The 26,747-nt window shown below is 62.0% G+C and carries 25 protein-coding genes and 1 tRNA gene; 21 read left to right on the top strand and 5 right to left on the bottom strand.

Annotated elements, in window-relative coordinates:
• Positions 1–57 precede the first annotated feature (57 nt).
• Positions 58–795 carry a FadR/GntR family transcriptional regulator gene (locus M3P21_RS12075; protein WP_249710271.1) on the bottom strand — a complete coding sequence of 246 codons (738 nt, stop codon included), beginning with the start codon at positions 793–795 and terminating at the stop codon, positions 58–60.
• 79 nt (positions 796–874) lie between these two features.
• Between M3P21_RS12075 and M3P21_RS12070 the strand changes: the two genes are divergently transcribed.
• From M3P21_RS12070 to acuI, 5 genes are all read left to right on the top strand, one after another.
• On the top strand, positions 875–1,666 hold the full coding sequence (locus M3P21_RS12070; RefSeq protein WP_249710269.1) for a DUF2182 domain-containing protein: 792 nt from the start codon (positions 875–877) through the stop codon (positions 1,664–1,666).
• 4 nt (positions 1,667–1,670) lie between these two features.
• The gene (locus tag M3P21_RS12065) at positions 1,671–2,375 is read left to right on the top strand and encodes a DUF1326 domain-containing protein (RefSeq protein ID WP_249710267.1); all 705 of its coding nucleotides are present in this window, start codon (positions 1,671–1,673) and stop codon (positions 2,373–2,375) included.
• On the top strand, positions 2,375–2,881 hold the full coding sequence (locus M3P21_RS12060) for a DinB family protein (RefSeq protein ID WP_249710265.1): 507 nt from the start codon (positions 2,375–2,377) through the stop codon (positions 2,879–2,881). The genes M3P21_RS12065 and M3P21_RS12060 overlap by 1 nt, the downstream gene beginning before the upstream one ends.
• The gene (locus M3P21_RS12055; protein ID WP_249710263.1) at positions 2,882–3,985 is read left to right on the top strand and encodes a dimethylsulfoniopropionate demethylase; all 1,104 of its coding nucleotides are present in this window, start codon (positions 2,882–2,884) and stop codon (positions 3,983–3,985) included. It begins immediately after the preceding gene.
• A 100-nt stretch (positions 3,986–4,085) separates the two neighbouring features.
• The gene (gene acuI / locus M3P21_RS12050; protein WP_249710262.1) at positions 4,086–5,081 is read left to right on the top strand and encodes an acryloyl-CoA reductase; all 996 of its coding nucleotides are present in this window, start codon (positions 4,086–4,088) and stop codon (positions 5,079–5,081) included.
• A gap of 13 nt (positions 5,082–5,094) precedes the next feature.
• On the opposite strand, the gene M3P21_RS12045 is transcribed toward acuI, so the two are convergent.
• Complete coding sequence (locus M3P21_RS12045) at positions 5,095–5,478, bottom strand: VOC family protein (RefSeq protein ID WP_249710261.1); 384 nt, start codon at positions 5,476–5,478, stop codon at positions 5,095–5,097.
• Between the two features lie 132 nt (positions 5,479–5,610).
• On the opposite strand from M3P21_RS12045, the gene M3P21_RS12040 reads away from it, so the two are divergent.
• The 10 genes from M3P21_RS12040 (at position 5,611) to M3P21_RS11995 (ending at position 16,371) form a co-directional block, all read left to right on the top strand.
• A complete protein-coding gene (locus M3P21_RS12040) occupies positions 5,611–6,834 on the top strand; it encodes an aminotransferase class V-fold PLP-dependent enzyme (RefSeq protein WP_249710260.1) in 1,224 nt (407 codons plus the stop codon).
• Positions 6,835–6,880: 46 nt separating this feature from the next.
• Positions 6,881–8,308 carry a cryptochrome/photolyase family protein gene (locus tag M3P21_RS12035; RefSeq protein WP_249710259.1) on the top strand — a complete coding sequence of 476 codons (1,428 nt, stop codon included), beginning with the start codon at positions 6,881–6,883 and terminating at the stop codon, positions 8,306–8,308.
• Positions 8,309–8,382: 74 nt separating this feature from the next.
• Complete coding sequence (locus M3P21_RS12030; protein WP_249710258.1) at positions 8,383–9,591, top strand: SAM-dependent methyltransferase; 1,209 nt, start codon at positions 8,383–8,385, stop codon at positions 9,589–9,591.
• Between the two features lie 17 nt (positions 9,592–9,608).
• Positions 9,609–10,049: a TrgA family protein gene (locus M3P21_RS12025; protein WP_249710257.1), complete on the top strand. Its 441-nt coding sequence runs from the start codon at positions 9,609–9,611 to the stop codon at positions 10,047–10,049.
• A 25-nt stretch (positions 10,050–10,074) separates the two neighbouring features.
• Positions 10,075–11,187, top strand: coding sequence for an NUDIX domain-containing protein (locus M3P21_RS12020; protein ID WP_249710256.1), 1,113 nt, complete (start codon positions 10,075–10,077; stop codon positions 11,185–11,187).
• Between the two features lie 165 nt (positions 11,188–11,352).
• Entirely contained in the window at positions 11,353–11,772 is a 420-nt protein-coding gene (locus M3P21_RS12015) for a GNAT family N-acetyltransferase (protein WP_249710255.1), read from the top strand.
• 279 nt (positions 11,773–12,051) lie between these two features.
• Complete coding sequence (locus M3P21_RS12010; protein ID WP_249710253.1) at positions 12,052–13,086, top strand: cysteine synthase A; 1,035 nt, start codon at positions 12,052–12,054, stop codon at positions 13,084–13,086.
• A gap of 1 nt (position 13,087) precedes the next feature.
• On the top strand, positions 13,088–15,514 hold the full coding sequence (locus M3P21_RS12005; RefSeq protein WP_249710251.1) for a DUF3772 domain-containing protein: 2,427 nt from the start codon (positions 13,088–13,090) through the stop codon (positions 15,512–15,514).
• Complete coding sequence (locus tag M3P21_RS12000) at positions 15,504–16,226, top strand: alanyl-tRNA editing protein (protein WP_249710250.1); 723 nt, start codon at positions 15,504–15,506, stop codon at positions 16,224–16,226. Before M3P21_RS12005 ends, M3P21_RS12000 begins: the two co-directional genes overlap by 11 nt.
• 55 nt (positions 16,227–16,281) lie before the next feature.
• A tRNA-Ser gene (locus M3P21_RS11995) sits at positions 16,282–16,371 on the top strand.
• A gap of 67 nt (positions 16,372–16,438) precedes the next feature.
• On the opposite strand, the gene arsJ is transcribed toward M3P21_RS11995, so the two are convergent.
• Genes arsJ through M3P21_RS11980 form a run of 3 tightly spaced genes read right to left on the bottom strand, consistent with a single transcriptional unit; the run spans position 16,439 to position 19,544 of the window.
• A complete protein-coding gene (gene arsJ, locus M3P21_RS11990; RefSeq protein ID WP_249710249.1) occupies positions 16,439–17,713 on the bottom strand; it encodes an organoarsenical effux MFS transporter ArsJ in 1,275 nt (424 codons plus the stop codon).
• Complete coding sequence (locus M3P21_RS11985) at positions 17,710–18,708, bottom strand: ArsJ-associated glyceraldehyde-3-phosphate dehydrogenase (RefSeq protein ID WP_249710248.1); 999 nt, start codon at positions 18,706–18,708, stop codon at positions 17,710–17,712. Before M3P21_RS11985 ends, arsJ begins: the two co-directional genes overlap by 4 nt.
• Positions 18,705–19,544 carry an arsenate reductase/protein-tyrosine-phosphatase family protein gene (locus tag M3P21_RS11980; protein ID WP_249710247.1) on the bottom strand — a complete coding sequence of 280 codons (840 nt, stop codon included), beginning with the start codon at positions 19,542–19,544 and terminating at the stop codon, positions 18,705–18,707. Before M3P21_RS11980 ends, M3P21_RS11985 begins: the two co-directional genes overlap by 4 nt.
• 129 nt (positions 19,545–19,673) lie before the next feature.
• Between M3P21_RS11980 and M3P21_RS11975 the strand changes: the two genes are divergently transcribed.
• The 6 genes from M3P21_RS11975 (at position 19,674) to M3P21_RS11950 (ending at position 26,450) form a co-directional block, all read left to right on the top strand.
• On the top strand, positions 19,674–21,020 hold the full coding sequence (locus M3P21_RS11975; RefSeq protein ID WP_249710246.1) for an MFS transporter: 1,347 nt from the start codon (positions 19,674–19,676) through the stop codon (positions 21,018–21,020).
• A gap of 258 nt (positions 21,021–21,278) precedes the next feature.
• Entirely contained in the window at positions 21,279–21,653 is a 375-nt protein-coding gene (locus tag M3P21_RS11970) for a DUF3302 domain-containing protein (RefSeq protein WP_249710245.1), read from the top strand.
• 16 nt (positions 21,654–21,669) lie between these two features.
• On the top strand, positions 21,670–22,815 hold the full coding sequence (locus M3P21_RS11965; protein WP_249710244.1) for an HlyD family secretion protein: 1,146 nt from the start codon (positions 21,670–21,672) through the stop codon (positions 22,813–22,815).
• A 27-nt stretch (positions 22,816–22,842) separates the two neighbouring features.
• Positions 22,843–24,411: an efflux transporter outer membrane subunit gene (locus M3P21_RS11960; RefSeq protein ID WP_249710243.1), complete on the top strand. Its 1,569-nt coding sequence runs from the start codon at positions 22,843–22,845 to the stop codon at positions 24,409–24,411.
• A gap of 16 nt (positions 24,412–24,427) precedes the next feature.
• Complete coding sequence (locus M3P21_RS11955; protein ID WP_249710242.1) at positions 24,428–25,507, top strand: class I SAM-dependent methyltransferase; 1,080 nt, start codon at positions 24,428–24,430, stop codon at positions 25,505–25,507.
• A 340-nt stretch (positions 25,508–25,847) separates the two neighbouring features.
• Complete coding sequence (locus tag M3P21_RS11950; protein WP_249710240.1) at positions 25,848–26,450, top strand: HAD family hydrolase; 603 nt, start codon at positions 25,848–25,850, stop codon at positions 26,448–26,450.
• The last annotated feature ends 297 nt before the right edge of the window (positions 26,451–26,747 follow it).

Raw genomic sequence — 26,747 nt, 5'->3', positions numbered from 1 at the left:
GTCCTGTCTCCGCTGCTGGATCGCTCGGGCGAGACAATGCGGATTTTCAGCCCGTGTTCAAGTGTTTGCCTTGGCCGCGCGCGCCGCCATGACATCGCGGGCAAGGGTACGGGTATAATCCTCGAGCCGGTCAAGCGCGCTGTCGGCTACAGATGCGTCGCCCGCTTCGATCGCATCGGCCAATTCGGTGTGAAACGCCACGATGGCCCCGCGCGAGCGGGCGGTGAAGGTGATCATGTTCATCAGCGGCTGCATCGCCTCGACCGCACCGGCCAGTTGATAAGACAGCACCGGATTGCTCGCGCCATCCACCAGCGCCCGGTGAAAAGCCACATCCGAGGCGCAGAAGGCCTCGTCAGTCAGGCCCGGCTGCTGCTGGCGGTGAATCTCGGCGCGCATGGTGGCCAGATGGTCGGCGGTGCGGCGCAGCGCCGACAGCGGCGCACAGGCCCGTTCCAGCGCAAACCGCGCCTCGCAGGCGGTGTCGAAACTGACCGCATTCATGCTCAGCAGCAGGGTCGAGGTGGTGATCTGCTGGGCATAGGCATTCTCAAAGCTCAGCCGGTTGACGAAGGCGCCACCGCTGGCCCCGCGCTGGGTACGGATCAACGATTGCGCGGCCAGTCGTTTCAGCGCCTCGCGCACGGTGGGACGCGACACGTTGAAATGATCGGCCAGCTCCGCCTCCGACGGCAAGCGCTCATCCACGATCAGATCACCGCCGATGATGGCATCGCGGATTGCGCCCGCGATCTGGGCTGAAAGGTCGGCGGGGCTGCTGGGATCAATTTTCATCGCTTTGACTCAGATTTTAATTGTCTGACATTTAAAAGTCTGACATTTGAATTGCAAGGACCGAGTCAGGGAGGCGCAGGTGCCTGTCGGATCATTTCGCACCGTTTTGTGGCTGGGCTTTTATGGCCTGATCCTGTGGGCCTGGTGGTTTCTGTACGCCATGAGCCAGTCGATGGATCTGGATCTGATCGGGCGCCCCGGGGTGATGGGGCAGGCCATGGCCGCGATGGACCCGCGCATGGATATGGTTATGCCCATGGCCGAGTTCGGGCCGCTGTTCTGGATGTGGGCGGTGATGATGGCGGCGATGATGCTGCCGACGCTGGTGCCGACCCTGCGCAGTTACGAGGACCTGATGGTCAGCGCCGATGGCACGCGGGCCGGATGGCTGGGCGTTGTGGCGGGGTATCTGCTGGTCTGGGTTGGCTTTGCCGCGTTGATAACGGCCGTGCAGTTGGTGCTGCTCTTTGGCGGCGTTGTCGACATGCTGGGCATCGCGAAATCGCCACTGCTGGCGGGCGGTCTGCTGATCGCGGTCGGTGCCTTTCAGTTCACCCGCGCCAAAGAGGTCTGCCATGGCGTCTGCCACGCGCCGATGATGTATTTCCTGGGCCACTGGCGGCGCGGCTTTGCGGGCGGTTTGCGCATGGGGCTGGGCCTTGGCGCGTTTTGCGTCGGCTGTTGCTGGGGCTTCATGGCGCTCGGCTTTGTCGGTGGGGTCATGAGCCTGTTGTGGATGGGGCTCGCCACGCTGTTCATGGTTTTGGAAAAACTGCCGCAGATCGGTCATGTGGTGACGCGCCAGATGGGTGTGGCGCTGATCGCGGGTGGCCTCGCATTTCTCATCTATCCCGTCATGTTCGGAGGATAACGTTATGGCAAAGAACAGAAAACCAGATGCTGACCGGTTGCCGATCAGCCAGCGCATCGACAGTCGGATGCCGAACCCGAAACGGCGCGAGATGTCGCCGACTGAGTGGGCGATCAAGGGTGAGCTGATCCTGAACTGCTCCTGCGACGTGTTCTGCCCCTGCGTGGTCTCGCTGGGCGCGCATCCTCCGACCGAGGGGCATTGCCATGCGTGGATGGGGATCATCATCGACGAGGGTCATTATGAGGGCGAGGACCTGTCGGGGCTGAATGTGGGCCTGCTGGTCGATATTCCGGGCCGCATGGGCGAAGGCCAGTGGAAGGTCGCGGCTTATGTGGATGAGCGCGCCAGCGGCAAGGCTTACAACGGGCTGCTGCAAATCTTCAGCGGGCAGGCGGGCGGCACCACGGGCCTCTTCACCATGCTGGTCAGCGAGATCATCGGGGCCGAACGCGCGCCCGTCGAGATCGAGCGCGACGGCACCAGGCGCCGGATCATGATCGGGCGCAAGATTCAGGGCGAGATCGAGATGCTGGCGGGCAAGGACGAGGATCACCCGGTGATGGTGAGCAACTCCAAATACTGGATGGGGCCGGATATCATTGTTGCCAGGGGCACCAAATCGCGCGTGCGCGATTACGGGCGGATCTGGGATTTCGGCGGTAAATCGGCCGAGATCTGCCCGATCGACTGGCACGGGCCAAAGTGATGATCACCGGTGATTATGCCCGCCAGATGGCGCGGTACGGTCATTGGCAGAACACCCAACTGTCGGGATTTCTGCAAGCCTTGCCGCAAGACGAGTTGACGCGGGAACGCGGGGCGTTCTTTGGCTCGATCCTGGGCACGGCGAACCATCTGCTCTGGGGCGACTGGATCTGGATCTCGCGCTTCGACAAAGGGCAGGGGCCGGGCGGAGGTATTCCCGAAAGCGTTTCGCTCTGTGCCGATCTGGCGGCGTGGCTGGCGCTGCGCGAGCGGATCGACGCGCGCATTGCCGACTGGGCAGAGGGCCTGCCGGAGGGGCTGCTGAGCGGGCCGTTCTCGTGGTTTTCGGCGGCGAAAGAGGCCGAGGTGGTCAGGCCTTATGCGCAATGCGTCATCCACATGTTCAACCACCAGACCCATCATCGCGGCCAGTTGCACCAGATGCTGACCGAAACCGGCTCGGACGCCCCGGTGAGCGATCTGGTATTTCTGCCGGAGGATGTCTGAATGACCCTTCTGTCGATGTCGCGGCGCTTGCGCAGAACGCCTTTCTCGGACGGTGTCGAGGCTGCAGGGGTCAAGGCGTATACGGTTTATAACCGGATGCTGCTGCCCACGCTCTTTGAAAGCGTCGAGGCCGATTGTCACCACCTGAAGACCCATGTGCAGGTCTGGGATGTGTCCTGCGAAAGGCAGGTCGAACTGCGCGGACCCGATGCCGCGCGGCTGATGCAGATGCTGACCCCGCGCGACCTGCGCCGTATGCTGCCGGGGCAGTGCTATTATGTGCCCATTGTCGATGAAACCGGTGGCATGCTGAATGACCCGGTGGCGGTGAAATTGTCCGAAGACCGCTGGTGGGTGTCCATTGCAGACAGCGATCTGCTATTGTGGGTCAAGGGCCTGGCCAATGGCTACCGGCTGGATGTGCTGGTGGACGAGCCCGATGTCTCACCCCTGGCGGTGCAGGGCCCCAAGGCCGAGGAGTTGATGGCGCGGGTCTTCGGGGACCGGGTGCGCGATATCCGGTTCTTTCGCTTCGACATGTTCCAGTTCGAAGGCCGCGATCTGGCGGTGGCGCGCTCGGGGTATTCCAAGCAGGGCGGGTTCGAGATCTATGTCGAAGGGGGCGATATCGGAATGCCGCTCTGGAACGCTCTGTTCGCCGCAGGCGAGGATCTGCACGTCCGGGCCGGATGCCCGAACCTGATTGAGCGGATCGAGAGCGGGCTGTTGTCCTATGGCAATGACATGACCGATGACAACACGCCGCATGAATGCGGGTTGGGCCGGTTCTGCAACACCCATACCGCGATCGGATGTGTTGGCCGCGATGCGCTGTTGCGGGTGGCCAAGGAAGGACCGGTGCAGCAGATCCGACCCATTGCCATCGCCGGCGATCCGGTGCCGCCCTGCGACCGCCCGTGGCCTGCTTATGCGGGGGATACCCGGGTCGGTCAGGTGACATCCTCGGTCTGGTCGCCCGAGTTCGAAACCAATGTCTCGATCGGCATGCTGCGGTTGAGCCATTGGGATGCGGGCACCGTGCTGGAGGTTGAAACGCCAGACGGGATGCGCCGGGCCGAAGTGCAGGCGGGGTTCTGGCGCTGAGCGGGTGGGGGCGCTGCCCCCGTCGCTGCGCGACTCCCCCGAGGTATTTGGAAACAGAAGAATGATCTGGGACAGGAGCGTCCCGAAAAGGAGTGAAGAGATGTTCAACGCATTGGTGATGGAAAAGGATGAGGCGACCGGCAAGGCCGCACCGGTTGTGAAGCAGATCTCGGAAAGCGATCTGCCCGAGGGCGAGGTCACGGTGGCGGTGGACTATTCCACGGTCAATTACAAGGACGGGCTGTGCCTGTCCTCGCATGGCGGCGGGCTGGTGCGGACATACCCGCATGTGCCGGGGATCGATTTTGCCGGTACGGTCGAGGCGTCCTCGGATGCGCGTTACACGCCGGGTGACAAGGTCGTGCTGACCGGCTGGCGCGTGGGCGAGGCCCATTGGGGCGGCTATGCCCAGAAGGCCCATGTGCGGGCCGACTGGCTGGTCCCCTTGCCCGACGGGCTGAGCACGCGGCAGGCGATGGCGGTGGGCACCGCCGGGCTGACCGCGATGCTGTCGGTGATGGCGCTGGAGGATCACGGGCTGGCATCGGGTCATGGCCCGGTGTTGGTAACCGGGGCAGCGGGCGGTGTCGGTTCGGTGGCCACCGCTATACTGGCGCAACTGGGCCATCAGGTGGCGGCGGTGACCGGGCGGCCCGAGAGCGCGGACTACCTGACCGGGCTTGGCGCGACGCAGATCGTCGCCCGGGAAGAGTTGAACGAGACCGTCAAGCGCCCGCTGGAAAGCGAGAACTGGGCGGGCTGCGTTGACGCGGTCGGTGGCGCGATGCTGGCCCGCGTTCTGGGGCAGATGAAATACGGCGCCTCGGTTGCGGCTGTCGGGCTGGCGGGCGGGGCGAACCTGCCTGCGACGGTCATTCCCTTCCTGCTGCGCGGGGTGAACCTGCTGGGCATCGATTCAGTCATGCAGCCCTATGACAACCGGTTGCGGGCCTGGCAGCGCATCGCCACCGACCTGCCCATGGACAAGTTGGAGGCGATGGTGCGGCCCGCGACCCTTGGCGATCTGCCGCAGCTGGGGGCGGATATCCTGGCCGGGCAGGTTCAGGGCCGGGTTGTGGTGGACGTGAACGCCTGACGGGCCGATTGGCTTAGTCGGAATTGGCCTTGAAGAAGCCCAACGAGTTGCCGTCTGGATCGGTGGCGTAAAAGAAGCGACCAGGCGGGATCTCGATGATTTCGGATGTCACGCGGCCTCCGGCTTGGAAGACGCGGTCCATGACCTCTGCCAATGTGCCCTCGGCGGCCAGGTGCAGCGTCGGGCCGCGCCCGTCGCTGGCCGGGGTGCCGGGATAGAGGTGCAAGGCGATACCGGTTTTGGGGTCTTTGGGCTGGAACATGGCCACCGGATTGGGGCCGCTCTCATCCATCGTAAGCTCAGCGCCGGTCACCCGGCTGTAAAAGGCAATGGCCTTGTCGAGGTCGCTGACCGGTACCTCGCCCCAGACCAGAAAGTCCTTGGGTTGAAAGCTCATCTCATTTGCTCCTGTGTTTGAAGGGATAGGGGCAGAGTGGCATGGCCCGATGTCAGAAACTGTCATCAGCATTTCTATTGACCCCGCTGCCTGCGATCTGCATCCATTCCCGAAACCAAGCCCGGAGCAGACATGGCCCTAGATATCGATTTCGTGCGCACGCAGTTTCCCGCCTTTGCCGAGCCCTCGTTGCAGGGACGTGCGTTTTTTGAGAGCGCGGCCGGGTCTTATACCTGCCGTCAGGTGATCGACCGGCTGACGCGGTTTTATACCCAGCGCAAGGTTCAGCCCTATGCCGCCTATGATACCAGCCGACTGGCGGGCGAGGAGATGGACGAGGCGCGGACGCGTATGGCGGCGCTGCTGGGGGTCGAGACGGATGAGTTGAGCTTCGGCCCGTCGACCACCCAGAATACCTATGTTTTGGCGCAGGCGGTGCGCAAATGGATGCAGCCGGGCGAGGCCATCGTGGTCACCGATCAGGATCACGAGGCCAATAGCGGGCCGTGGCGGCGGCTGGCCGAGGATGGGATCGAGATTCGCGAATGGCGGATCGACCCCGAGACCGGCCATCTCGATCCGGCGCAGTTGGAAAACCTGCTGGACGAAAAGGTACGGCTGGTCTGTTTCCCGCATTGCTCGAACGTGGTGGGCGAGATCAACCCGGTGACCGAGATCACCGCGATTGCCCATGCCGCAGGGGCGTTTGTCTGCGTCGACGGGGTTTCCTACGCGCCACATGGCTTTCCCGATGTGGGGGGGCTGGGGCCTGATATCTATCTGTTTTCCAGCTACAAGACCTATGGGCCGCATCAGGGCTGCATGGTGATCCGCCGCGCCCTGGGCGAGATGCTGCCCAATCAGGCGCATTATTTCAACGCTGACGTGCTGTACAAACGCTTCACCCCTGCCGGGCCGGATCACGCCCAGATCGCCGCCTCTGCCGGGATGGCCGATTATGTGGATGCGCTGTGCGATCATCACGGCGGACCGGCTGAGGGCGCGGTCGCGCGCGGCGGCTTCGTGCATGACCTGATGCGCGATCACGAGGTTGCGCTGCTGCAACCTCTGCTGGATGCGGTAAAGGATCGCAACGCGGTGCGCTTGCTGGGGCCGGACCGGGCCGATCTGCGCGCGCCAACTGTGGCGCTGTCGCTTGGCCGACCCGCCCAGCCGGTTGCGGCGGAACTGGCAACGCACGGGGTCATGACCGATGGCGGTGATTTCTACGCAGTGCGCCCGCTGGCCGGAATGGGCATCGACCCGGCGCAGGGCGTGTTGCGGCTGAGTTTCACGCATTACACCTCGAAACAGGAGATTGACCAATTGATCGAAGCGCTTGACCGCGTTTTGTGATCCACTCGCAGACCTCCGCCGTATGAGTTTGTAAACAGGCGGGGGCATGATGGACGGGCCGGGATCACCGATCATATTCTGGTTCAGGCGTGACCTGCGGCTGGCAGATCATCCGGGGTTTTTTGACGCCTGCCGCAGCGGGCGGCCGGTTCTGCCGGTCTTCATTGCCGATGAATCCGTTTCCGGGCTGGGCGCTGCGCCGAAATGGCGGCTCGGGCTGGGTCTTGAGGTGTTTTCGCGGGCCCTGATGGCGCGCGGTAGCCGGTTGATCCTGCGCCGGGGGCCTGCGGCGCAGGTGCTGCGCGATCTGCTGCAAGAAACCGGTGCGGATGCTGTCTGGTGGTCGCGGCTCTATGATCCGCAGGCGCAGGCGCGCGACAGCGCGATCAAGTCGGACCTCAAGACGCAGGGGGTCGACGCGCGCTCATTCGCGGGGCATCTGCTGTTCGAACCGTGGAGCGTCAGCACCGGATCGGGCGGGTATTACAAGGTATATTCGGCCATGTGGCGCGCGGTGCAAGGCCGCGAGATCGCCGCCGCCCTGCCACCGCCGGCGCAGATACCGCCCCCCGCGGCCTGGCCACGCTCGGACGATTTGCAGACGTGGCGGCTTGGTGCGGCGATGAACCGGGGCGCGGCGGTGGTGCAGGCGCATGTGGCCCCGGGCGAGGATGCGGCGCGGGCGCGGCTGGATGCATTCGTCGAAACCGCCATTGCCGATTACAAGGAACTCCGCGATGTCCCGGCACTTGATGCCACGTCCAGACTGTCGGACTATCTGAGCCTCGGCGAAATCAGCCCCCGGCTGCTCTGGCATGCAGGTCAGCGCGCACGGGACGCGCGCAAGACCGGCGCCGAGCACTTCCTGAAAGAGGTCGTCTGGCGTGAATTCGCCTATCACCTGATGTACCACGCGCCGCATATGCTGAGCGGCAACTGGAAAGAGGGCTGGGACAGATTTCCGTGGCAGACCGAGGCGGATGCGCCCGAGGTACAGGCGTGGAAACAGGGGCGCACCGGCATTCCCTTTGTCGACGCGGCCATGCGCGAGCTTTATGTGACCGGGCGCATGCACAACCGCGCCCGGATGATCGTTGCAAGTTACCTGACCAAGCATCTGATGACACACTGGAAAGTCGGCATGGACTGGTTCGCCGACTGTCTGGTGGACTGGGACCCCGCCGCCAATGCGATGGGCTGGCAATGGGTCGCGGGCTCTGGCCCGGATGCCACGCCCTATTTCCGGGTGTTCAACCCTGATCTTCAGCAGAAAAAGTTCGACCCTGACGGGGTTTACGTGGCGCGCTGGCTTGCCGAAACCCAGGCCGACCCACCCGAGACCGCGCTCAGTTATTTTCGGGCGGTGCCGCGTGCCTGGGGCGTTGCCGCCGATGATCCCTATCCCGACCCGGTGATGGCGTTGGACGAAGGGCGCAAGCGGGCGCTTGCCGCCTATCAACTCAGAAGTGTGTAATCGTGTTAAAACAAATGCTTGCCTGAAAAAGGAACTCGATTTAGCCTTGTAACGCACCGCGATAAGGAGAGCGGATGATCCTGACCTCGACCCACGGGCAAAAGAACCTGCCCAGATATTTTACGCATGTCTTAAAGATGCTCGAGCAGATGAATGCCGGGCGCCTTGATATCGTTTTGCCCGACGGGCGGGTCTTCCGATCCGAGGGCAAGCGGCCCGGTCCGGTGGCGCAGATCGACGTACATGACCCCGATATCTTTGCCCGGCTTGTCCGCGAGGGTGATCTGGGTTTTTCCGATGGCTATCTGGAAGGGGATTGGAGCACACCCGACCTGCGCGCCTTCATGGACCTGGTCCATCTGGACAACGAGGCGGTCTATGACGGGTTTACCGGGCAGATTCTGGCCCGTGCCTATGAACGGCTTCGCTTCTGGCTGCATCGCAACCATCGCGAACAGGCCAAGAAGAACATCTCGTACCACTATGATCTGGGCAACGACTTCTACGCGGCCTGGCTGGATGACACGATGACCTATTCCAGCGCGATATTCGAGACCGGGCAGGAAAGTCTGGAAAAGGCGCAGATCGCGAAATATGCCAGCCTGATCGACGAAATGGGTGCCAAACCCGGCGATCATATCCTTGAGATCGGCTGTGGCTGGGGCGGGTTTGCCGAATATGCCGCAAAAGAGCGTGGCTTGCAGGTCACGGGCCTGACTCTCAGTCAGGAGCAGTTGAACTTTGCCTCGCATCGTATTGAAAAGGCTGGCCTGTCAGGTCATGTAAAATTCAAGCTGCAGGATTACCGGGACGAGCGTGGCAGCTATGATGGCATCGCCTCGATCGAGATGTTCGAAGCGGTGGGCGAGAAATACTGGCCGGTCTATTTCGAGACGGTGCGTGACCGGCTCAAGCCAGGTGCGCAGGCGACGCTCCAGATCATCACCGTGGCCGACAAACGCTGGGAGATTTATCGAAACGGTGTTGATTTCATTCAGAAATACATCTTTCCCGGTGGCATGCTGCCAGCCCCGAAAATCCTGCGTCAACAGGTGGATCTGGCCGGGTTGACATTCGTGCGTTCGAAAGAATTCGGCAAAAGCTATGATCTGACCCTGCGGCGCTGGCACGAGACCTTCAACGAGAAATGGGAACAGATCGCCGCCATGGGCTTTGACGAACGGTTCCGCCGGATGTGGAACTATTACCTGACCTCCTGCGGGGCGGCCTTTGACACCGGCACCTGCGATGTGACACAGATTACGCTAGCAAGACCAAGCTGAGCAGGACCCAGAACACCATGCCCGACGCCGCCCGTCTCGTCGCCGCCACATGCATGGCGTTGATCGCCTTCATCGTGTCCGGGCAGATCATTCCGCTGATGCCCGAGGGGCTGGACTTCGGCTATTTCACCTATGTCAATATCGGTCTCGGCCTGCTTGTCGGGTGGATCGTGATGGGCAAGCGCGCCGGCAGGGGGATCACCAACGCGATCAATAACGGCATCACCGGGGTGGTGGTGCTGTTGTTCTGGGGCCTGTTCGTTCAGGGTTGTTACGAGATGTTTCGCCAGGCGATGCGCAATCGCTATGACGGCCCGTTCGAGGCCATTGGGGCGATTTTTCGAATCGGTATCGATTATGGCTATACGATCGCGGTTCCCGGTATTATCTGGACCCTGCTGATCGGCGGCATCCTCGCCGGTCTGGCCACCGAGTTTGCATGGCGCAGATGGCGATAACCTTTCACCCGACGGTCACATTGTTTTGAAAAACCTGTTCTTTTATGGCTCGCTGCGGCATCACGCGCTGTTGGAAATCGTGCTGGACCGTCCGGCGGGCGAGATCGATTTGGTTCCGGCCCGATTGCCGGACCATGCCGTTTTTGCAGTAGAGGGCCAGCCCTTTCCGATGATCCTCGCGACCCCCGGCCAATACGCGCCCGGCCTGCTGGTACGGGGGCTGTCGGCGGATGATCTCGCCCGGATCGAGTTCTACGAGGGTGGGTTCGATTATGCGCTGGCGGTCAAGCAGATCGCGTGCGAGGACGGCACCAGTGCCCAGGCAGAACTGTTCTTTCCCGATCCCGATCGTTGGCAGCCCGGCGCGCTCTGGTCGCTGGCGGACTGGGTCTCGGACTGGGGCAGGTTGTCGGAATATGCCGCGCAGGAGGTGATGGCGTTTTACGGTCGCCGCAGCGCCGCCGACATGGCGCGCAGCTTTCCCGCGATCCGGATGCGCGCAGCGGCCCGGATCGCTGCCGAGGCGCGCGCGGTCCTGCAATCCCGCGATGTGATCGTGCAGTCCCATACCCGCGCCTATCAGGATTACTTTGCTCTGGACGAGATGCAGATTCAGCACCGCCGCAATGATGGTGAGTTGACACCGGTGCTGAACCGTGGGGCCCTGATGCATGGGCAGGCGGCGGTTGTGCTGCCTTATGATCCGCAGCGCGATTGCGTGTTGTTGATCGAACAATTCCGCGCGCCGGTCTACATGGGTGGTGACCCGGCGCCCTGGATGTGGGAGCCGGTGGCAGGCATGGTCGATCCCGGCGAAAGCCCCGAACAGACCGCCCATCGCGAGGCGATGGAAGAGGCGCATGTTCCCCTGCAATCGCTGGAATGTGCCGGGCGGGCCTATTCCTCGAGCGGGTCCTCGACCGAGTTCCTGCATCTCTATGTGGGGATCGCGGAACTGACCGAGACCACCGAAAATGGCGGGCTGGACAGCGAGGGCGAGGACATCCGCAGCGCGATCCTACCCTTCGACGCGCTGATGGCCCAGGTGGATGCCCATGAGATCAAGGATCTGCCGCTGCTGTCGATCGCCCACTGGCTGGCCCGCCACCGCGCCCGGCTGCGCGCCGGGGTGGTCTGATTTTGGTGATGGTAAATGACGTGCATCTGTGGTCCGAACCTGTTTCTCAAAAGCTGACCAGGGATAAATTCGTTAAAGTCGTCAAGGTCCACTCAGAGCCCAAAGTGACAGCGTCACCTGATGCGGCTAAAGTCTGCCAAAATAAATCGCATTGAAGTCAATGTTATGACGGAAGGCAACCTCAGAGAATTCGAATGCATTGAACCTGACGAAGATGCTTATGCGGACTATTCGGCTCGGTTCGGGCAATACAACCAAGACGGAAGCGGGTGGCGCGTGCAGACCTTCAGCCTGATCTTGCGCGATGGCGAACGGATCATAGCTGGCGGACGAGGGCACGTATACCTCGGCGCCTTGGAAGTTCGAGGCCTATGGGTCGATGACTTACTTCGTGGTCAGGGTGTCGGTTCGGACCTATTTCGAGCGATCGAACAAGAAGCTAAGCGGCGCGGCGCGACCAAGGCGATGCTCTATACCTACTCCTGGCAAGCAGAAGCCTTCTATGAAGCGTATGGCTACAAGGAATTCGCTCGTTTCGACTTTCCAAAAGGGCACTACAGGGTGGACATGCAAAAGGCGCTCTGACGATGAAACGGACCTCTGATTGACTGACGGAACTGGCAAAAAAGTCTGCACGCCAGACCTTCCGTTGGCTCTCAATACGGTGTCAGTGTATCGGTGTCATTGAACTCCTAACCGGGCTCTGAGCGTCACTGTCATCAGATTCGGTTGATTCCAGTTTGCGGGTCTGAACAGCCCTGTGTGATCATTTACCCTTCCAAGTCCCCTCCTGCGCAACACCGCTTGAGGTCGGCGGGGGGCGAGGGTACACCACGTGGGTGAAACCGAAGAATTGAGGGCACCATGCGCACCGCACGCGATCTGGCTGATGCTGTAGGACATACTCCCCTGATCCGGCTGCGCCGTGTCAGCGAGGAAACCGGATGTGAGATTCTCGGCAAGGCCGAGTTCCTGAACCCCGGCCAGTCGGTCAAGGACCGCGCCGCGCTTTATATCATCCGCGACGCCATCGCGCGCGGCGATCTGAAACCCGGTGGCACCATTGTCGAAGGGACCGCTGGCAATACCGGCATCGGTCTGGCGCTGGTGGGGGCCTCAATGGGCTTCAAGACGGTGATCGTGATCCCGGAAACCCAGTCCGAGGAAAAGAAGGACATGCTGCGGCTGGCCGGGGCGGAACTGGTTCAGGTGCCGGCGGCCCCCTACAAGAACCCCAACAACTATGTGCGTTATTCCGAACGTCTGGCCGCCGAACTGGCCCGGACCGAACCCAATGGTGCGATCTGGGCAAACCAGTTCGACAATGTGGCCAACCGGCAGGCGCATCTGGAAACCACCGGCCCCGAGATCTGGGAGCAGACCGGCGGCAAGGTGGACGGGTTCGTTTGTTCGGTCGGCTCGGGCGGCACTCTGGCGGGTGTGGGCCTCGCGCTGCAGCCCAAGGGCGTGAAAATCGCGTTGGCCGACCCCGAGGGCTCGGCGATCCACAATTTCTACACCACCGGCGAATTCGCGGCCGAGGGCAGTTCGATCACCGAAGGCATCGGGCAGGGGCGTGAAACCGCGAACCTGCAGGGGTTCACGCCGGATATGTCCTACAATATCCCCGATGCCGAAGCTCTGCCGCTGGTTTTCGATCTTCTCGAACACGAAGGGCTCTGCCTGGGCGGTTCGACCGGCATCAATGTCGCGGGCGCGGTGCGCATGGCACGCGAGATGGGGCCTGGGCATACCATCGTCACGGTTCTGTGCGACTATGGCACACGCTACCAGTCGAAACTGTTCAACCCCGATTTCCTGCGCGAAAAAGGCCTGCCGGTGCCGGGCTGGATGACTGAGGCACCGCGCTCGATCCCGGGCGTGTTCGAGGACGTCTGACATGGCAGCCCTGCGGTGGCTCCTGGCGGCGGGGCTTGCGGTGTTCCTGCTGGCGGTGGCCGGAACGGCCTCGGCCCAGCTTTCCGAGCAGCAGAAAGACTATTACCAGGACTGGCTCAAGACCGCCGACCGGGCTGAGGATGCCGTCAAGGCGGGCCGGGCCTCGGATGCCGCGCTTGAAAAGCTGCGCTCCCAGGTGGATACCTACCGGACCCGGTTCGACACGGTCCGCAGTGGCAACTCTGAACGTATCAAGACGCTGAAAAGCCAGCTGGATGCGCTAGGAGCAAAGCCCGATGACGGCAGCGAGGAGCCCGAGGATATCGCCACGCTGCGCGACCATCTGCAAACGCAGCTTGATGCGTTGCGGGTGCCCCGGATCATCTCGGAAGAGGCCTATAACCGGGCCAACGGCCTGATCAACGAAATCGACCGGATCATCCGCCTGCGACAGACCAGAGAGTTTACATCGCGCGGGCCGTCCCCGCTCAACCCCGATCTCTGGCCGGCGGCGGGCGCGGATGTGAAACAGGCCCTGGGCGGGCTCTGGAACGAGATTGCGGCCAATCTCAAGACCGATGTGGTACATGTCCAGTTTCGCGATCATTACCCCGCGATCATCTTTCTGACCGCATTCGGGCTTTTGCTGATTGCCCGCGGGCGCGTCTGGTCTGAACGGATGGGCGCCTATCTGCGCACGCTCAAGGGCGGCGGTCGGCGGGTCTGGGCCTTTGTGGTGTCGCTGTCGCGGATCTTTCTGCCCTGGCTGGGCGTGGTTCTGCTGGCCTCGGCGGTTTCGACCACCAATGTCGTGGGGTTGCGGGGGCAGTTCCTGCTGGATCAGGTTCCCAACTGGGCGGCAATCTTTTTTGTGTTCGACTGGATCGGGCGGCAGCTTCTGGTGCTGCGCGATGAGGACCAGCGGCCGCTCTTGAGCCGGGTGCGCATGGCCGAGCTGCGGGTGGTGATCGATCTGCTGGCGGTCATGCTGATCCTGAACGACCTGCTGGCGGCTTTCAATCAGATCGAGAATGTGTCCGATGCGACGCGCGCGGTTGTCGGCTTTCCGGTGATCTTTCTGTCCGCGCTGGTGCTGCTGCGGCTGCAGCGGCTCGGCCCGATGCGCGACATGGGCGTGGCAACCGAATCCGACGAGGTCGTGCAGCACTCGGGGTTGTCGCGATTCTTCCTTCAGGTGCGGCGGTTGCTGATCGTGCTTGGCCTGCTGTCGGTGGTGGCTGCGGCGCTGGGATATATGCACGCCGCCGAAGGGGTCATCTTCCCGGCGATCAAGACGCTGGCGCTGATCTCGATCATCCTGATCGTGCAGCGGTTTCTGGGCAATCTCTATGGCTGGCTTGCCGGTACCGGCGATGCGGGCCGGGAATCGCTGTTCTCGGTGATCGCGGGTTTTGTTCTGGCGATCGGATCGCTGCCGATCCTCGCGCTGATCTGGGGCGCGCGCAGCACCGATCTGCTGGAGGCCCTGAGCCGGGCGCGGCAGGGTGTGACGCTGGGCGGGGTTCAGATCTCGCCGGGCAGCTTCGTTACCTTTGCCGCCGTTTTCGCGATCGGCTACATGGTCACGCGGCTGCTGCAGGGAGGCTTGCGCACGTCGCTGCTGCCCAAGACCAAGCTGGATGCGGGTGGCCAGAACGCCATTGTTGCGGGCACCGGTTATGTCGGTATCGCGCTGGCAGCGGTGGTGGCGGTGACCAGCGCCGGGATCAACCTGTCGTCGCTTGCCATCGTTGCCGGCGCCCTGTCGGTCGGGATCGGCTTTGGTCTGCAGACCATCGTGTCGAATTTCGTCTCGGGCATCATTCTGCTGATCGAACGCCCGATCAGCAAGGGCGACTGGATCGATGTGAACGGACAGATGGGTTACGTGCGCGACATCTCGGTTCGCTCGACCCGGATCGAGACCTTTGACCGCACCGATGTGATCGTGCCGAATTCGGACCTGATCAGCCAGTCGGTCACCAACTACACGCGCGGTAATACGGTGGGCCGGGTCATCGTGCCGGTGGGCGTGGCCTATGGCACCGATACCCGCAAGGTCGAGACCATTCTGGACGAGATCGCCAATGCCCATCCGATGGTTCTGGCCAATCCCGCGCCCAGCATCGTGTTCCAGGGCTTTGGCGCGGATTCGCTGGATTTCGAGATCCGGGCGATCCTGCGGGACGTGAACTGGGTCCTGTCGGTGAAATCCGACATGAACCACGAGATCAACCGCCGCTTTATCGAGGAAAGCATCGAGATTCCGTTTGCCCAGCGCGACCTCTGGCTGCGCAATCCCGAGGCGCTGTCGCAGCAAAAGGGCAGCGCGTCTCAGTCTGCGCCGACCGTTCCGCAACCCGTCTCGGCCAAACCGATGGATTTGACCGAAGCCGACATGGACGGGGATGGCGACGGTGACTACTGAGCCGCTTTTCCGCACCGACGCCTATCTGCGCGAGGCACCCGCAGAGGTGATCGGCCACACCGCGCAGGGTGGCATCCTGCTCGATCGGTCGCTGTTCTACGCCACCGGCGGCGGACAGCCGGGCGATGGCGGGGGTCTGGGCTGGGACGGCGGGCGTATTGCCATCTCGACCGCCGTGAAGGCCGAAGGCGGTGCCATCGCGCTGGTGCCGGAAGCGGGCAGCGCCCTGCCGCCGGTGGGTGCGCAGGTCACGCAAGAGATCGACTGGACGCGCCGCTATGGCCATATGCGGGTGCACACCGCGCTGCATCTGCTGTCGGTGGTGATCCCGCTTGAGGTGACGGGCGGTTCGGTCGGTGCCATCAAGGGGCGACTGGATTTCAACATGCCCGAGGCACCACAGGACAAGGAGGCGCTGCAGGTCCGGCTGCAGGCGCTGATCGACCGCGACCTGCTGGTCAGCGAGGACTGGATCACCGAGGTGGAACTTGATGCCAACCCCGGTTTGGTCAAGATCATGTCAGTGCAACCTCCGCGCGGCGCGGGCCGGATCAGGCTGGTCCGGATCGGGCAGGGCGCGGATCAGGTCGATCTGCAACCCTGCGGCGGAACCCATGTTGCGCGCACCGGCGAGATCGGCAAAATCCGCCTCGGCAAGGTCGAGAAAAAGGGCAAACAGAACCGCCGTGTCTATCTGCATCTGGACGGCTGAGAGGGCGAATTCCCCTCTTGCAAATCCCTGCGTGATCGGCCAAACAGCGCGGCACGGAGAGGTGGCCGAGTGGTCGAAGGCGCACGCCTGGAAAGTGTGTAGGCGGGAAACCGTCTCCAGGGTTCGAATCCCTGTCTCTCCGCCACAATTCATTGCCAATCGAAGCTGGACCACCGCGAATTGCCGCGTGAATTGATCCCCGTCGCCGGGGGTCACTGGTTGGACGCCAACCGCGCGGATGTGTCCTGCACCCTCAGCTTGCCGATGCTCAGCCAGCTCAGCGCGATCATCAGCGCGGCGATGCCCAGGCACAGGGGCAATCCGCCGAACTGGTAGCTTAGCCCGGACAGGATCGTGCCCAGCAGTCGGCCGGCGGCGTTGGCCATGTAGTAGAACCCCACATCCATCGTCACGCGCTCGGAACTGGTGAAGGCAAGGATCAGGTAGGAATGCAGCGATGAGTTCAGCGCGAAAAGCGCGCCGAAGACCAGCAGGCCGAGGATGATGCAGACCGTCAGCCAGAGCGCGGGCGTCGGGGCGAGCCAGACGAGACCGGCCAGCACCAGCGGCACGAAGAACAGCAGTCCCACCCAGAACCGGGCCCCGGCCACGATCTGCGCCTCGCTGCGGTCCCGCGCGCGCAGGAGCTTTGGCGCGCTGGCCTGTACCGCGCCATAGAGGATGATCCAGAGCGCCATGAAGGTGCCGACCATGAAAAACGCCGCGCGGTTGCCCTCGGGGGTGCCGTCCGACAGGACCGCGTAGAAATAGATCGGGATGCCCACGACAAACCAGACATCGCGCGCCCCGAACAGGAAAACGCGCGCAAGGCTCAGCCAGTTCACGTTGCGGTTCTTCGAAAAGACCTCTTTGAACTTGGTGCCTTTCCTGCCGGTGGGCAGGCCCGAGGGCATCCGGAACAGCAGCACCACAAGGATCGCCGCCAGGATTGCGGCCATGCCCAGCACGGAGGGGACAAAGCCGATCACGCCAAGGGCTGCCGCCCCAAGCAGGAAGCCCAGACCCTTGACCGCGTTTTTTGATCCGGTCAGCAGGGCCACCCAGCGGAACAGGCCTGCGCCCTCGGTTGGGGCAAGCAGTTTCACCGCGCTTTTCGAACTCATCTTGGCGAGGTCCTTGGCGACCCCCGACAGCCCCTGCACCAGCATCACAAACACCACCGAGGCGGCGACGGTCCAACCCGGGTCCAGCATCGACAGCGCCAGCAGCGCCAGAACCTGCAGCGCCAGACCGGCATAGAGCGTGCTGGTCAGCCCGAACCGCGCGGCGATCCAGCCAGCCGACAGGTTGGTGACCACGCCTGCGACCTCGTAAAGCACGAACAGATAGGCCAGCTGAACGGGCGAGAACCCCAGCGTGTTGAAATGCAGCAGCACCAGCATCCGCAGCGCGCCATCGGTCAGCATGAAAGCCCAATAGGCCGCCGTCACCGCGATATAGGCGGCCAGACCTTCAGGCTTGCTCATAAGGAATTGCCCACCATGAACGCCACATCCACCAGCCGGTGCGCATAGCCCCATTCATTGTCATACCAGGCATAGATCTTTACCTGCGTGCCGTTCACCACCATGGTCGAGGGCGCGTCGACGATCGAAGAACGCGGATCATTGGTGTAATCGGTCGAGACCAGCGGGCGGGTCTCATAGCCCAGAATGCCGTTCAGCGGCCCGTCGGCGGCGGATTTGAACAGCGCGTTGACCTCTTCGGCGCTGGTCTCGCGGGCCACCTCGAACACGCAATCGGTGAGCGAAGCGTTGAGCAATGGCACCCGCACCGCATGGCCGTTCAGCTTGCCGGTCAGTTCGGGATAGATCAGCGTGATCGCCGTGGCCGATCCGGTCGTCGTCGGGATCAGCGCGTTCAGGGCGGATCGGGCGCGGCGCAGGTCCTTGGCGGGGCGGTCCACGATGGTCTGGGTGTTGGTCACGTCATGGATCGTGGTGATCGACCCATGTTTGATGCCAAGCCCTTCGTGGATGACCTTCACCACCGGCGCGAGGCAATTGGTGGTACAACTTGCCGCCGTGACGATCCGGTGCGCTGCAGGATCGTAAATGTCGTGGTTCACACCATAGACGATGTTTGCGACGCCCTCGTCCTTGACCGGGGCGGATACGACAACCTTTTTCACGCCCGCCGCAAAATAGGGGGCGAGCGCGGCCTCACTCTTGAATGCGCCAGTGCAGTCGATCATCACATCGACGCCCTCCAGCGGCAGATCCTCCAGTTTGCGGGTGGAGAGCGCGGGAATACGCGTACCGTCGATCGTGATACTGTCATCACGCGCGGAAAACGCCGCAGGCCAGCGGCCATGGACGGTGTCGAACTCCAGCAGATGCGCGTGCATATGCGGATCGCCCACCGCATCATTCACGAAAGCGATCTTTGCACCACGTTCCAGCAAAGGGCGCAGCGCCAGCTTGCCGATCCGGCCCAGGCCGTTGAGAGCATAAGTTGTCATAGGGTTTCCGACGTCCTTCCGATGTCATCGATATGTTTTTGTAGCGAGGCCCGGTCCAGCGTGCTGAAGGGCAGGGCGGCAAAGGCTTTGATCCGGTTGCGCATCGCCCCATAGGTCTGCTGGAACGCCAGACGCTTTTCGGCCTCTGTTCCTTGCGCCTTGACCGGGTCGGGCAGACCCCAATGGGCCGAGATCGGCTGACCGGTCCAGGCCGGGCAGTCTTCGTTTGCGGCCAGATCGCAGACCGTGAAGACAAAATCGAGCGGCGGCGCATCGGGCCCCTGAAACTCGGTGATGGTCTTGGCGCGCAGGGCCGATGTGTCGATGCCCCGGCTTTCCAGCATCTCGATGGCATTGGGGTTCAGCTCTGAACGGGGTTGCGTACCGGCAGAATAGGCGGTGAACCGGTCACTGGCCTCATGCCGCAGGATCGCTTCGGCAAAGACCGATCTGGCCGAGTTCCCGGTGCAGATGAAAAGGACATTGAAGGTCTTGTCAGGCATGGTCTGACTCCGCGCAATCGTGTCGGGGAAGCTGGGCGGGCAGAGGTCCGGGCGACCTCTGCAGCAATCCAGAAAGAGGTCGGACACTACGCTTTGCGCCGCATCGAGATTCATCTGATAGAGGACCGAGGTGCCCCGGCGGCTCTGCCGGATCAACCCGGATTGGTTGAGCGCCGAAAGGTAGACCGAAGCCGTGCTGGCCTTCAGCCCCAGCACACGCGCGATCTCTCCGGCTGGGACCGCATCAGGACAGCGCCGGACCAGCAGGCGAAAGATGGCCATCCGCTGCGGATGGCTCAGGACGGACAGGCGGTCGAGAAATGTTGATTCCATAATTCATGAATAAATGAAATATAGCGAAGAGCAAGTCCCGGAATGCGGTTGGGGACGGAAAGCCGCTCAAACACTCTCACTGTGCCCATCGGGCTGAATTTACGTTGCTCTTGGCGGGAACGTGTTTTTATGCTCGTCACACCTCGCCCCGAAAGCCATGCGCAGCCGATGACCACTCAACAGGACAAGCCTCAGGCAGACAGCACGGCGGTCGCGCGTCGGAACCTGCCGATCCTTGCGGGGCAGGGTGCGTTCAACATGATGGCGTGGTCGATGGCCAGCCCCTCGATCGTGCTGACCTTTCTGGCGGTCTCGCTCGACCTGCCGATTTTCCTGGCCGGGCTTCTGGTGTCGATCCGGCACGGGGCCGGTACGCTGGGTGATATCTTTGTCTCGGCCAGCATTGCGCGGCTGCCCCGAAAAAAAGGCGCCATCATTTGCATGGATATCGCGGTGGCCGTCTGTTTCCTGCTGGTCATCGTCGTCACCCTGCAGGGTGACCGCACGGCAACGATAGCTGCCTTTGTCATCGCGATTTTCCTGATCGGGGTGTTGGAGGAAATCAAAGCGATGCTGATCATCGATTTCGTCAGCGACAATGTCGACAGCCGCAGCCGAATGCATGTCAGCTATCTTCAAAAGGCCATCGGCGGGGCAGGCACCATCGCGCTGGTGCTGCTTGTCCATCAACTGATGCAGGACGCAGGCCCGCTGTCACGGCATTCCACCGTGGTGATGATCGGGGTGCTGTGTTTTCTCCTGTCAGCGCTCTCGATGCTGGCCTTTCGCGAAATCGCCATCACCGAGGCTGCGGCGCCTGAACCGGGCGCGCGCAAGCCTCGGGCGCTGACCGGCTTTTTCAGCCGCGCCCGAGACCTGTTTGCCGAACCCTGGTTCCGACGGTTCATGGTCATTCGCATGTCTTTTGTGGTGGTTGGCCTGTCGGTCCCGTTTTTTGCCTTGATCGCCGCCGAGGCGCATCACACGTCGGCCAAGGGGCTGACCGCCCTGATCATCTCGTCATCAGCGGCGGTGCTTGTGGCAACCCCACTCTGGCGGGTGCTGAACGGCTATTCGCTGAAGCTGGTGATGGCGGTGGCGGCCCTGATGGTTGCACTGACCGGGTGCGCACTGGTGGGCCTGCACTACACAGGCGTTGATCACGACATTCACCTGCATGCGGCTTCGCTGTTTCTGGTGACGATCGCGGTGACGGGGCTGGGTGGTGCCCGCTCGCTCTACTTCATGGAAGTGGCCCCGAAAGAGCAACGCATCGCCGCCAAGGCGGTGTCCACCAGCCTGGCCCGGATCGCCATCGTCGCCATTTCCGCTGCGCTGGCCGCGGTGGCCCATTCGGCCGAGGTCGCCTGGGCAATTGTCTTTATCACGGTGGTCAGCTTTCTGGCCGCAATCCTCAGCTTTTGGGTGCTGCCTCCGCGCATGGCTGAAGAGGCGCGACAGCATCCCAACAGGTGATGAACAGGCACAACGCAAATCGCCGGGGCAAAGTCGTGGTGCTTGCCAAGACTCATCTCGGGTGACACAGTTCTACAAAAGACGATGGCGACAAGCCACGCAGGAGGTTGATCGAGGGCATGATAGCGTCTTTGTTGGTCATTTTGCCGGGTGTGATGGCGCAGGGAAACCTGTGTCGGTCAACCGCCGCAGCGCGCATTACGGAACGAAGTCAAGAGCGGTGCCTGATGCCTGCCGCCGCAACACCGGAGGGATGCCATGGGACTGCTTGGCGCACCGCTTGAGCATTATGATTACCTGACCTTTCTGGCGCTGATCCTGATCCTGGCGGCGGTGATGGGGTTGTTTCTGTTCCTGATGGGCCTGCCGGGCCGGATCGCGATCAAGCGCAACCATCCCCATGCCGAGGCGGTCAAGATCATGGGCTGGATGGGGTTTCTGGCGGTGGTGCCCTGGGTCCATGCCTTCATGTGGGCCTTCCATGATGGCGTGACGGTCGATCTGCGCCGGATGCCCGAAGATGAAAAGAAGAATATCCGTAAGGAAATCAAGCGATTGGGCGGTGACGTGAATGAAGAATACCGCGAAGCGGGCGACAGCGATGCGCCCCCTGATGACAGTGCAAAGAGCTAGGGAAAGCTAACCGGATATGTTTGTCGCGCTCTGCATCACACTGTTCTATATCGTCTTTGTCTGGTTCGTCTTCTTCAAGGCGCAGTGGCTTAAATTCAATATCGCCTGGGGCATTGTCTCGTTCTGGGTGGGAGCGCACCTGCTGCTGATTTTCCTCGTGGCGTTGCGGTTCTTTCAGCCGATGTCCATCGACAGCCATGTGGTACGCTCGACCATCCAGATCGTGCCACGCCTGTCCCAGCCGACGCTGTTGAAAGAGGTGCTGGTCACCCCGAACCAGCCGGTCAAGAAAGGCGAGCCGCTTTACAAATTCGATGACACGGTGTTCTCGCAGCAACTGGCCTCGGCCAAGGCGCAGCTGGTGGCGGCCGAGCAGAACGCCAAGATCCTCGAACAGGATGTGATTGCCGCCGGCGAGGCGGTCGAGCGCGCCAAGGCGCAGCTCAGCTATGCGCAGACCCAGCAGGCGCGCTATCAGAATCTGGTGCCCCAGGGCGGCGCCCGACAGGAAGAACTGGATCGCTGGAACGAACAGGTCGTTGAAGACACCGCCGCCGTGCATGAGGCCGACGCCAATCTGGCCAAGGCCAATCTGGCGCAGCAATCGCAGATCGACGGGGTGAATACCGGTGTGGCACAGGCCCGTGCGCAGCTGGCCGAGGCGCAGTATTTCATGGACAACACCACGATCCACGCGCCCGAGGACGGCATGATCGTCTCGCAACAGGCCCGCCCCGGTCTGGTTGTGGGTGAAATCCGGCTGGGTGCCATCGCCAGCTTCGTGACCGATGACAACCCCTACATCCTCGCCTCCTACCGCCAGCAGAACCTGAAATTCGTCGAACCGGGCCAGCCGGTCGAAGTGGCGCTGGATCTTTATCCGGGCGAGATCCTGACCGGCGAGGTCGAGGCGATCTGGTGGGCCACCCGGCAAGGGCAATACCTGCCCTCGGGCCGGTTGCCGGGCTTTGTGCTGCCCAAGGCGCCGGGCCATATCGCGGTGCAGATCAAGGTCGATGTGCCCGAAGGGCATACCTTTCCGGCGGGCGGTCACGCGGCGGTGGCGATCTATACCGGCAAGGGCCAGAGTTTCGAGTTTCTGCGGCGTATCAACATACGTCTTTATTCCTTCGCGAACTTCATCAGGCCGCTCGATATCTGAGGCCAAAAAAGAAAAGGCGGGCAGGGCATGACAGGCAAGGGACAAACGACACGCGCCAGGCTGATGATGCTATGCGCCGCCGGGGCGCTGACCGCCTGCGCGCCGCTGGGTCCCGATTTCGTCCGTCCAAGCTCGCCCGTGATGAAACAATGGATCGAGGCCAACAGCCCCAGCGTCAGCCAGGGCTCGGGCCTGACCGCGCGCAGTGAGCCGGTCGTGGAATGGTGGAAAAACTTCAACGATCCGGTTCTGAACAAGCTGATCCGGCAGGCCTATGCCCAGAACCTGTCGCTGCAGATCGCGGGTGCGCGGGTCTTGCAGGCGCGCGCCCAACTGGGCATCGCCTATGGCGAGTTGTTTCCGCAATCGCAGGCGGTTGGCGGCTCGGCCCAGAGGCGGGTGATCAGCGAGAACCTCGATCCGATCCGGGAAATTCGCGAAGTGGTGCCTTTTGACACCGATTTCACCACCAATCAGATCGGCTTTGATGCCAAATGGGAGGCAGATGTCTGGGGCGCCCAACGCCGTGGCGTACAATCGGGCAAGGCCAATCTGGCGGCGCAGGTGGCCAATTATGACGATGCGCTGGTCACTCTGACCGGCGATGTGGCGGCGGTCTATATCAATATCCGCGCGTTGCAGGAAACGCTGCGGATCGCGCAGGTCAACATCAAGCTGCAGCAGCAAGCGGCTGATATCGCACAGATCCGCTTCAATAACGGGGTGACGACCGAACTGGACGTGCAGGAATCGCTGACCCTGCTCAATAACACCAAGGCGCTGGTGCCGCAGGTGGAAAGCGATCTGCAGCAGGCCAGGAACGCGCTGGCCGTGTTGCTGGGCACCACGCCCTCGAAAATGACCTCGCTTCTGGGCACCGGCCGCATCCCGGCGGCGCGCTCCAGCATCGTGTCCGTGGGCGTTCCAGCCGAATTGCTGCGCCGCCGCCCCGACATTCGCGCCGCCGAGCTTGAAGCCGCCGCACAATCGGCGCAGGTCGGGATCGCCATGGCGGACCTTTATCCGCAATTCATCCTGTCAGGCTCGATCGGGTTGCAGGCCTCGGCCAATCAGAACCTGTTCAACAGTTCGGGGACAACCAGTCTGGCCAGTGCGGGCGTGGTCTGGAACGTGCTGAACTATGGTCGGATCAAGGACAACGTGCGCGTTCAGGACGCCGCCTATCAGGAGTTGATCGCGAATTACCAGAACACCGTGGTGACCGCCTATTCCGAGGTCGAGAACGCCATGGTCGGCTATACGCAGGCCCGCAAGCAGGTCGGGTTCTACCAGCAAAGCACCAAAGCCTCGGATCGCTCGGTCGAGATCGCCATCGACCAGTATCAGGGCGGCACGCAGGACTATTCCCGCGTGATCGACGCGCTGAAGGCAGCCTTGAATGCCGATGCCGACCTGATCCAGGCGCGGGCGTCGGTGTCGAACAATCTGGTGGCGATCTACAAGGGACTCGGCGGCGGCTGGCAGATCCGGCAGGGGCGCGAATTCCTGCCCTCGGACGTGCTGGCCGAGATGTCCTATCGCACCGATTGGGGCGATCTGCTGAGCCAGGACCCTGAAGGGGCCAGCATCCGCTGAGTCTGGGAGCGCGCGCATGCAGGTCACCAAGGGGATGGTCGGGCACGGCTTTTACGACGACAATTCCGCCCCGCAATGGGAGGCCACGGCGCATGTGCTGCCCTGGCTTGAAGAGGCCGCTACCACGCTTGACCTGTCCGGTCCCGGCGCGATCACGCTGGCCGATTTCGGCTGCTCCGAGGGGCGCAATTCTGTCGCGGTGATGCAGCGCGTCGTGGCGGCGTTGCGGGCGCGCAGCGACAGACCGATCCGCACCATTCACAGCGATCTGCCGACCAACGACTTCTCGGGCCTGTTCCAGCGGTTGAACCCTGAGACCGGGCGCGTCTTTGAAGCTGACAACGTCTATTCCTCAGCCGTGGGCGGCACCATGTTCCGGCAAGTGCTGCCGCCGGGCTCGGTACAGATCGCGATGACCTTCAATGCGATCGGCTTTCTCAGCCGCAGACCGCTGGACAGCCTGCCGGGTTACATCTTTCCCAACGGACCCAGCGCGCTGAACCCTGTCGGCCATGTCAGTGCCGCAGAACAGTCGGCGTTCGCGCAACAGGCCGATGCTGATCTGCGCAGCTTCGCGCTGGCCCGCGCCGCCGAGCTTGCGCCGGGCGGCAAGCTGCTGATCGAGGTCTTTGGCGCCGGAGATCGCCTGCGCACTTGCGACGGCATCTATGACGTGCTCAACGACGCGGTGCTGGACGCGCTGAAGGCCGGGATGCTCACGCAGGAAGCCTATGCGCGCTATTACCAGCCGGTCTATATGCGCCGGCTGGAGGAGGTCGTGGCCCCGTTTCAGGACCCGAGTTCGGAGCTGAGCGCGTTGTTCTCGCAAGAGCGATCCGAGCTCTATGAGATCCCGGTCTCCTTTGTCGAAGCTTTCAAACAGAACGGGAATGTCGCGGATTATGCCAAGGCCTATACCGACTTCTTCCGCGCCTTCACCGAGACTTCGCTGCGGCTGAACCTTTCCGACTGCGACAATCTGGAGGCGCTGGTGCACTATATCTACACCCGCGCCGAACAGCGCCTCCGTGAGACCCCCGAGCGCTACCCGTTCAATTATATCGCCATGGCGGTGATGCTGACGCGGAAAGGCTAGGAGCTTCGCTGTCGTATTTTTTGGACAAAATCCGTCAGATGACCGGTTTGGGCCCATCCTGAAAGCTTGAATTTCTCGCTGCGTACACTCGTAACACGAAGATCACCGCAACAGCATCATCTTCAAGGCCGCCGCGTGGCGCGAAAATCAGCTGTTCATGTACGCCTCAGCGAGATTCAGTGCCCGAATTCACAGGTCGCGAACAAAACGGGCACTCCCCACCGAAATTCCAGTGGCTTCATGTTCCGAGTGTGATAATGGTAAGGATTACAGATACTTGGGTTTGACTCTGGTAGCATGTTTCTAAGCCGGATTGTCATATCTGCCAAAGGAGAATTGAGTGAGTAACATTGTTTTCGACATTGGCAATGTACTGATTGCTTGGGACGAACGTGCTGCTTTCAGGAGCGCTTTTCCAGATGATGCGAGCATTGATCAGTTCTTTGCCAAGGTTGGATTTTATGAATGGAACTTGGAGCAAGATCGTGGCCGGTCACGTTCGGAAGCCGTAGCAGTAGCGAACGCGGAATGGCCCGATTGTGCACCACTGCTCGATCAATATTTTGACCGATTTCCCGATACCATCCAGAACAAAATCAATGGTAGTTGGAGTACCCTACATGATCTGAAATCTTCAGGGCACCGGATATTTGGGCTGACCAACTGGGGGGCGGAGACTTGGCCCATGGCCAAAGAGCTGCACCCTGAATTGACTACCGCCTTTGAGGATGTCGTCGTGTCATCTCATGAAAAACTGATTAAGCCTGACCGGCAGATATACGAGGTGCTTACCGACAGGAACAATCTACGTCCTGATGAGTGTACATTTGTGGATGATAGCCCAAAGAACGTCGAAGGTGCGCGGTTAGCGGGCTGGCAAGCACTACAGTTTGTTGGTCCGGACGAGTTACGAAAGTCATTAAAGGAACTTGAACTTTTGTGAGCTGGGCGTGATTTTGCGCCACGGCTTGTTGGTAAGCGGCCATTCCAAAAAAGACGCTGCAGTTTACATATTGGGCTCTCTGCTGACAAATGCTGCTGAGGCGCGCCCTAAGGTTCGGACCGCGTGGAACCAGTCGTACGCCACAAAGGCCAAACTGTTGAATTTTCGCTGACCCGGTCGAAGTCGTGACATCCGAGTTTCAGCAACTGACGTTCATGTCGCACGCCGCGAAACCGCGCCCGGGGGCCTTCTTGTATTTATTCTGTCTCGCGGCGAACGTGGGTTACAGCGTCAATG

The sequence above is a fragment of the Ruegeria spongiae genome (assembly GCF_023502395.1).
GTDB classification, from domain to species: domain Bacteria; phylum Pseudomonadota; class Alphaproteobacteria; order Rhodobacterales; family Rhodobacteraceae; genus Ruegeria_C; species Ruegeria_C spongiae.
Note: the sequence above shows the minus strand (reverse complement) of the source record. Positions and strands in the feature narration are given on the sequence as shown.

Coding starts and splice junctions, on each gene's coding strand:
- M3P21_RS11965 (WP_249710244.1), top strand. CDS start 21,670: ATGTTTGTCGCGCTCTGCATCACACTGTTCTATATCGTCTTTGTCTGG.
- M3P21_RS12060 (WP_249710265.1), top strand. CDS start 2,375: ATGATCACCGGTGATTATGCCCGCCAGATGGCGCGGTACGGTCATTGG.
- M3P21_RS12030 (WP_249710258.1), top strand. CDS start 8,383: ATGATCCTGACCTCGACCCACGGGCAAAAGAACCTGCCCAGATATTTT.
- M3P21_RS12055 (WP_249710263.1), top strand. CDS start 2,882: ATGACCCTTCTGTCGATGTCGCGGCGCTTGCGCAGAACGCCTTTCTCG.
- M3P21_RS11960 (WP_249710243.1), top strand. CDS start 22,843: ATGACAGGCAAGGGACAAACGACACGCGCCAGGCTGATGATGCTATGC.
- M3P21_RS12025 (WP_249710257.1), top strand. CDS start 9,609: ATGCCCGACGCCGCCCGTCTCGTCGCCGCCACATGCATGGCGTTGATC.
- M3P21_RS11970 (WP_249710245.1), top strand. CDS start 21,279: ATGGGACTGCTTGGCGCACCGCTTGAGCATTATGATTACCTGACCTTT.
- arsJ (WP_249710249.1), bottom strand. CDS start 17,713: ATGAGCAAGCCTGAAGGTCTGGCCGCCTATATCGCGGTGACGGCGGCC.
- M3P21_RS12035 (WP_249710259.1), top strand. CDS start 6,881: ATGATGGACGGGCCGGGATCACCGATCATATTCTGGTTCAGGCGTGAC.
- M3P21_RS12065 (WP_249710267.1), top strand. CDS start 1,671: ATGGCAAAGAACAGAAAACCAGATGCTGACCGGTTGCCGATCAGCCAG.
- M3P21_RS12040 (WP_249710260.1), top strand. CDS start 5,611: ATGGCCCTAGATATCGATTTCGTGCGCACGCAGTTTCCCGCCTTTGCC.
- acuI (WP_249710262.1), top strand. CDS start 4,086: ATGTTCAACGCATTGGTGATGGAAAAGGATGAGGCGACCGGCAAGGCC.
- M3P21_RS12075 (WP_249710271.1), bottom strand. CDS start 795: ATGAAAATTGATCCCAGCAGCCCCGCCGACCTTTCAGCCCAGATCGCG.
- M3P21_RS11975 (WP_249710246.1), top strand. CDS start 19,674: ATGCTCGTCACACCTCGCCCCGAAAGCCATGCGCAGCCGATGACCACT.
- M3P21_RS12010 (WP_249710253.1), top strand. CDS start 12,052: ATGCGCACCGCACGCGATCTGGCTGATGCTGTAGGACATACTCCCCTG.
- M3P21_RS12045 (WP_249710261.1), bottom strand. CDS start 5,478: ATGAGCTTTCAACCCAAGGACTTTCTGGTCTGGGGCGAGGTACCGGTC.
- M3P21_RS12015 (WP_249710255.1), top strand. CDS start 11,353: ATGACGGAAGGCAACCTCAGAGAATTCGAATGCATTGAACCTGACGAA.
- M3P21_RS11955 (WP_249710242.1), top strand. CDS start 24,428: ATGCAGGTCACCAAGGGGATGGTCGGGCACGGCTTTTACGACGACAAT.
- M3P21_RS11980 (WP_249710247.1), bottom strand. CDS start 19,544: ATGGAATCAACATTTCTCGACCGCCTGTCCGTCCTGAGCCATCCGCAG.
- M3P21_RS11985 (WP_249710248.1), bottom strand. CDS start 18,708: ATGACAACTTATGCTCTCAACGGCCTGGGCCGGATCGGCAAGCTGGCG.
- M3P21_RS12005 (WP_249710251.1), top strand. CDS start 13,088: ATGGCAGCCCTGCGGTGGCTCCTGGCGGCGGGGCTTGCGGTGTTCCTG.